Origin of the sequence: Novosphingobium sp. 17-62-19 (assembly GCF_002256775.1) — a bacterium.
Taxonomy (GTDB): domain Bacteria; phylum Pseudomonadota; class Alphaproteobacteria; order Sphingomonadales; family Sphingomonadaceae; genus Novosphingobium.
The window spans coordinates 1-5243 of sequence record NZ_NCII01000139.1 but is presented as its reverse complement, the minus strand read 5'-3'; the positions used below and the strand labels follow the sequence as shown (position 1 = coordinate 5243).

The following is a 5243-nucleotide window of genomic DNA, read 5'->3' as shown; positions in this document are numbered from 1 at the left end:
TCGAGGCAAGGCTGGAAGCGCTCGCGAAAAAATGGGCGCCGCGGACACGCCGCAAAGCCTGACAGGCCGCGTCAACGCCACCTTCCGTCGGCGCTTACGTCCGCACCGGCGTGGGTTGCGCATCGGCAGCGGCTTCGGACAGGGGCGTGGTTTCAGTCTCGGAAGGGGATGTTCTTTGGACGCGGGTCGAGCGTTCGATGCCCCTGCCCCATGACCAACACCTGTCCCGTCAGGCGGCCCTGGCTAGATCCTCGATGCGCGCATCGCAGGCGCTCTTCACCTTGTCCTGGAGCACTTTGACCCGCTCGGCAATCCAGGCGAGTTCGTCAGCCGAGATGCGGTACGAAGGCGAATAGCGTGCCTTGACGTAAGCGTCGCGCAGCAGGGCATAGCACCACTTCTCGAAGCGCCCTGCGCGCGGCCAGACGTCTGTCAGCGTGGGCTCGAGTTCCTCGGCCATGTCACGCAGGCGGTTGAGGTTATGTGACTTCGGAGACCAGAGCGTCCTTGTGAGGAAAAGGCAGTGGTAGAGCCTCTCTACCGCCTGATGAAAAAGGAATGCGGCAAGCTTCGACTTGCCTCGACGGACAGCGTCATTGGCACTGTCAAGAAAGTCCGAGGCGCTCTCAAACCAATCGTTAAAATAGTCCTGCGTCTCCTTGAGGGCCTGTTCGCGTGTCAGTGGCATAGGCTCGACAAAGGGGAAGCCGGGTTCCTCGAACAGGACAATGCCATCCTTGAGGATGTCCATGAAGAAGTACCGGCCAAGCCGCAGCTTGTCGTTCACATCGGCAAGGCTGTGGTAGATCAGACTGACCGGCGTGCGCAGCACCGTGCCTGCCGAAAGGTCTGCCAGCAGCCGGTTCTCGGTCGCTTCCCAGAACTCGGCAATGTCGGTCAGATCGTCGTGATTCACCACGACCAGCAGGTCGTAGTCCGAGAAATACCGGCCCACCGGATCCTCGATCCAGTCGCCCCGGGCATAGGAGCCGAAAAGCACGATCTTGAGCAGCTTGCCTGCGCGAAAGCGCGGCTGCGTGCGAGAAGCAATCGCTTCGGCAAAGCCTGCGCGCACAGTCTCGACCACGTGCGCCAATTCGCGCTGTTTGCCTTCGGGCAGGTGATCAAGGCTGCAATTCATGGGATGCAGATTCGACGGTTTTTTCGTTCCTGCCAAGGATAAAGTGCGAACAAGAGCAATCGGCGATGCATGAGCCAGCACCATGCTTGATGGCGCAAGAGGGACAGCGCTCAAGCTTTTTGTCGGCATCCGAGGGAGCCCGATGTCCATCATGGCTATGTATCCACGACCAACGCGATGATCACTGCTGTCAGCAGCTCTTCGACGCGTTGCGGGTCGAGGTCCAGCTGCCTAGCGGCTTCTTCGACCGACAACCTTTCGAAGCGGATCATGCGGAATACACTCTGGTGCAATGGCGAGAGTGCAAGCACGGCCTTGCGCATCCGGGCAAGGCGCCGATGTTTCCTCCAGCGCCGGACGGGTTGAAGCCTGTCGAGTAGGTTAGCAAGTTGCGGGAGGTACATATCACATCTCCAGCCGGCACAAATCAATCGCCCGGATGGCAACGTCGGCGGCACGAGGCCTAAAGGCACGCCTTTCAGACGTGCATTGCACCCGCAGGGCCGAAGCAAAGCGAAGGACCCGGCGCAGCCGGGTTGTCATGCACGGCTATTCCAGCCCGGCGCGCCTGGACCACAAAGTGCCGATGAGCCGGTTCTTCGGCCTGCTGGCGGTGACTGCCCGCGTCGATCTGATGAACCCGCTGATGCGCGAGATCGGCGCTTCCGTGCTGATCGGTGAAGAAGTGAAAACAGCCCGCATTGGCCATTTGCGGCAGCAGGCGCGCGCGATTGCGACGGAAATACGTGAGCTGGAACAATCGGCACCCATGATCGGGCGGGGGAATTTGCGGTGAGCGCGGCACAAGTCATCTATCCAGAGCAGTTTTCGGCGCAATCCGCCCCGAAAGAATGGTTTTCGGCTGCCGATCTTGCCGACCTGCGTCTGCCCGGCCTGCCTGCCGAGACACGTTCCGTGCAGCGGCGCGCGGTGGACGAGCGTTGGGGCGAGCGTCGCGCCATTGACGGTACACTGCTGGCACGTCCGCGCGCCGGGCGGCGTGGTGGCGGGCTGGAATTCCACCTGCAGGTGCTGCCGATTGCGGCGCGGCAGGAGCTTGTCCGCCGTGGGATCAGCGCGGAGACTGCCGAAGACGCTGCTGCGATGTCCGAAGCCGAAGCGCTGTGGGACTGGTTTGGCCAGCAGCCCGACAAGGTGCGGGTTGAAGCGCAGAAGCGGCTTGATGCCGTGGCAGAAGTCCACCTGCTGCACGGGCAGATGAAAGTGGCGAAGAACATCGCCGTGCGCGAAGTGGCAGCCAAGCATTCCGTCAGCCAGGCCACGCTGTGGAACTGGAACAAGGCGGTGAGCGGCGTTGAACGCAAGGACTGGCTGCCTGCGCTGGCACCACGCCGGAAGGGTGGCGGTAAAGCAGCCGATATTCCCGATGAATTGTGGCAGTTGTTCAAGTCTGACTGGCTGCGGTTGAGCGCGCCGCCGATGGCAGCGAGTTACCACACGGTGAAAAAGCGCGCCAAGGCGCTGGGGCTGACGCTGCCAAGCGTGCCCGCCGCGTCCACCTTGTCCGCTCCGCTGGCCTGCGCTTCAAGCTGCCGCAGCGTGTCGCCGAACATGCTTTCGACCAACTTCTGCGACATGATGTTGACGTAGCTGTTGCCGATGGAGGCGAGGATGCGCTCAACCGATATCGTGACTACCACCACAAGATGTCGACCTATGCTTCGATCATCTCGGGACCTGCCGCGGTAATCGACACCACGCTCTCGCCGCGCCCCCACCGCGTGATCGACGATGAGGAGGACGCTGAGAGCGTTTTTCACTACGTCGAGACGGCGTCGGACAGGGTCGGGATCGGCGCGCTCACCGCCAAGCTCGCGGGGCACCGCATCGCGATCATCGGCCTCGGCGGGTCGGGAAGCTATATTCTCGACATGCTGGCTAAAACGCCGGTAGCGGAAATCCGCCTCTTCGATCCTGACGAGTTCCTTCAGCACAATGCCTTTCGTGCCCCTGGGGCGCCGAGCCTTGACGACCTGCGCGACGCACCGCTGAAAGTCGACTATTTTGCGGCGATCTACTCGCGCATGCATCGCGGCATAACCGCGGTGCCGAAGGCGATTGCAGCCGAGACCATTGATCTGCTCGAAGGCATCCACTTCGCGTTCCTAAGCCTTGACGCAGGTGAAGCGAAAGCCGCCCTCGTAGAATGGCTTCACGCACGCCGAGTCGGCTTTGTCGATATAGGCATGGGTCTAGAACTCGGCGAACAGGGCCTTAGTGGCATCTTGAGGGTTACGACCAGCACTCTGGAGAGCATGACCAAGGCCAGCCAGCACAATCGCATTCCCTTGGCCGGCGGCGGGGCCGGGGATATCTACGCCTCGAATATCCAGGTAGCCGACCTCAATGCGCTCAACGCTGTCCTGGCGGTAATCAAGTGGAAGAAGCTGTGCGGATTCTACTGCGACCTCGAGCGCGAACATCATTCGACCTACACACTCGACGGCAACATGCTGCTCAACGAGGACCAGTCATGATCCGGTATACCGAACTCGAACATCGCTTCGTGGAGAGCTTTCCTGAGCCGCTCGTCCCCGGGATTCTTTACGTATCGATGGAATACGGCAGCGTCGCGCACAGCTGCTGCTGTGGCTGCGGAGAGGAAGTAGTGACGCCACTTACCCCAACAGACTGGAACATCACCTACGACGGAGAGGCGATCAGTCTGCACCCTTCGGTAGGGAACTGGACGCTGCCGTGCCGTTCGCACTATGTGATCCGCCGCGGCAAGGTGATCGCTGCGCCGCCCTGGCCGGAAGCACAAGTCGCTGCCGAGCGGCAACGAGACCGAAGAGCGAAGGCTCGCTACTTCAGGCAGGCGGATCCCTCGGATGTTGCTCAGCCCAGCCAGGAGACGCCCGCTTCGACCCTGTCCGCACCTCGACCGCCAGCCAGTTGGTGGCAACGCATGCTCAGCTGGTGGAAGGCAACCTAGCCAGCGCAGGCGCGAGACCCAGCTCGTTCGGTCAGGCGGGATCGGGCGGCAAATCGACAATCCGGAAGACAGCGCCCGATCCCGCATCACGAACCAGATCAACCCGCGCGCCATCCCAGTGATAGTCGAGGTGCCGCCCCTGAAGCGGATTTGATGCGCAGTCCGGGTAGAATAGCGCGACGCATTCCCCGCCGGGGTGCCGGATGCTCGGGTAAGCAATCCCGTTCGATCCCGCGCCCCTTAGGTGCCGTGCGAGCGCTTGAGATGCAGCGTAGCTGTCAGGATCGAGCGCCGAATCCGGCTTCCCCGCCAGAGTTCGGAGATCATGTAAGTCTACATCGACCGACATGATGATTTCGCGGAACTGCGCGGTCCATCCTGGCGCTTCCCGGGTTCGTGCCATGAAGCTGGCGTGGTGGTGGATCGTCTCGAACAGCGCGGTCTCAAACCGGTCCCCAACGTAGAGCACGCCGTAGCTGCCATCGGTAAAGCGGCTCGGTCGATCGGTGCTAACGTGGGTGAATGGCGCCATGAGATAGGAGGCGCCGTTGCCGCCGACGCGGCGGTCAACCGGAACGAGGTCGAGATTGCCAATCGTCGCCATGATGCGAGGATTGGTCTTCTGCTCGGCCGAAATCAGCAGCGGCCAGTCCGCGGGATCGGCGATGTCCTCGAACAGGTCGATCGGCGGAAAGGCGCTGCGGATGATCCTGACAGCGCCCTTCCACTCAACTCGAGAAACGGGGATTTCTGCTGCTTCGCTCACCAGCCACCGCGCTCAGCGTCGAGGTAGCGACGCACCCGCATGATGTCAGTGAGTTCACCTCCGAGCATCATATCGAGGGCGCTGGATCCGCCAAAGGCATCATTGGCCGCCCAAATCCAGGCATACCCGCGGGTCGCCTCCGAGAAGATGATTCGGAGCGCCTTGTGGATCCCCATGAGGTTGGAGAGACGCGCGCGCCCATCACGCGAAACGCGCCCGGGGCCTTCCGCCTTCCAGCGCCGATAGGATCGAACCGGCATGTCGAGCAGGGTTGCCGCCTGCTCGTCGGTCAGTTCCCATTTGCCGAACAGATTGAGGACTGCCCGGAACATGGCAGCTGCCTCGTCCTGGGTAATCGGATCGGGCCGGAAGGCGGTAAC

At 61.9% G+C, this 5243-nt stretch carries 8 protein-coding genes; 4 read left to right on the top strand and 4 right to left on the bottom strand.

What is annotated here, in order from left to right:
• Nucleotides 1-229: 229 nt before the first annotated feature.
• Nucleotides 230-1141, bottom strand: coding sequence for a HEPN domain-containing protein (locus tag B7X90_RS17960; protein WP_292626881.1), 912 nt, complete (start codon nucleotides 1139-1141; stop codon nucleotides 230-232).
• Between the two features lie 155 nt (nucleotides 1142-1296).
• Nucleotides 1297-1464 (bottom strand): sigma factor-like helix-turn-helix DNA-binding protein, encoded by a 168-nt coding sequence (locus B7X90_RS17955; protein WP_292626879.1) that lies wholly within the window; start codon nucleotides 1462-1464, stop codon nucleotides 1297-1299.
• A gap of 218 nt (nucleotides 1465-1682) precedes the next feature.
• Here B7X90_RS17955 and B7X90_RS17950 point away from each other — a divergent pair, with 218 nt between their 5' ends.
• The 4 genes from B7X90_RS17950 to B7X90_RS17935 are packed head-to-tail and all read left to right on the top strand — an operon-like array spanning nucleotide 1683 to nucleotide 4097.
• On the top strand, nucleotides 1683-1937 hold the full coding sequence (locus tag B7X90_RS17950) for a hypothetical protein (RefSeq protein ID WP_292626877.1): 255 nt from the start codon (nucleotides 1683-1685) through the stop codon (nucleotides 1935-1937).
• Entirely contained in the window at nucleotides 1934-2752 is an 819-nt protein-coding gene (locus B7X90_RS17945) for a DNA-binding domain-containing protein (RefSeq protein ID WP_292626874.1), read from the top strand. The genes B7X90_RS17950 and B7X90_RS17945 overlap by 4 nt, the downstream gene beginning before the upstream one ends.
• Entirely contained in the window at nucleotides 2680-3639 is a 960-nt protein-coding gene (locus B7X90_RS17940) for a ThiF family adenylyltransferase (RefSeq protein ID WP_366409892.1), read from the top strand. The genes B7X90_RS17945 and B7X90_RS17940 overlap by 73 nt, the downstream gene beginning before the upstream one ends.
• Entirely contained in the window at nucleotides 3636-4097 is a 462-nt protein-coding gene (locus tag B7X90_RS17935; protein WP_292626873.1) for a DUF6527 family protein, read from the top strand. Before B7X90_RS17940 ends, B7X90_RS17935 begins: the two co-directional genes overlap by 4 nt.
• Before the next feature lie 31 nt (nucleotides 4098-4128).
• Here B7X90_RS17935 and B7X90_RS17930 read toward each other — a convergent pair whose 3' ends face one another.
• Both B7X90_RS17930 and B7X90_RS17925 read right to left on the bottom strand, forming a co-directional pair.
• A complete protein-coding gene (locus tag B7X90_RS17930; RefSeq protein ID WP_292626870.1) occupies nucleotides 4129-4863 on the bottom strand; it encodes an RES family NAD+ phosphorylase in 735 nt (244 codons plus the stop codon).
• The coding region (locus B7X90_RS17925) for an MbcA/ParS/Xre antitoxin family protein (protein WP_292626868.1) at nucleotides 4860-5243 on the bottom strand (384 nt) is incomplete at its 5' end. The genes B7X90_RS17925 and B7X90_RS17930, both read right to left, overlap by 4 nt.